General features: G+C 44.7%; 1 protein-coding gene. It reads right to left on the reverse strand.

The window, feature by feature from the left end; all coding sequences use genetic code 11:
- Positions 1-617, reverse strand: a 617-nt coding sequence (locus ACRRSQ_RS20610; protein ID WP_440877658.1) for an EF-Tu/IF-2/RF-3 family GTPase, incomplete at both ends; no start/stop codon positions are given.

A 617-nucleotide genomic window follows, 5' to 3' on the forward strand; every position in this document is an offset into this window, starting at 1 on the left:
ACAACACCAGCACCTACAGTACGGCCACCTTCACGGATAGCGAAGCGTAAACCTTCGTCCATCGCTACTGGGTTGATTAGCTCAACAACAAACTTAAGGTTGTCGCCAGGCATTACCATTTCTACACCTTCAGGAAGCTCTACAGCACCTGTGATGTCAGTTGTACGGAAGTAGAACTGTGGACGGTAACCTTTGAAGAATGGAGTATGACGACCACCTTCATCTTTACTTAGTACGTATACTTCTGACTCAAACTTAGTGTGAGGAGAAATTGAACCAGGTTGACATAGTACTTGACCACGCTCAACATCTTCACGCTTAAGACCACGTAAAAGAATACCACAGTTCTCACCAGCACGACCTTCGTCAAGAAGCTTACGGAACATTTCTACACCAGTACAAGTAGACTTTTGAGTCTCACGAATACCAACGATTTCTACTTCATCACCTACTTTGATGATACCACGCTCAACACGACCTGTTACTACAGTACCACGACCTGAGATTGAGAATACGTCTTCGATAGGCATGATGAATGCACCGTCGATTGCACGCTCTGGCTCTGGAATGTAAGTATCAAGTGCTTCAGCTAGTTCAATAACTTTCTCTTCCCACTT

It is taken from the genome of Thalassotalea sp. PLHSN55 (assembly GCF_052030545.1).
GTDB lineage: Bacteria > Pseudomonadota > Gammaproteobacteria > Enterobacterales > Alteromonadaceae > CANMXU01.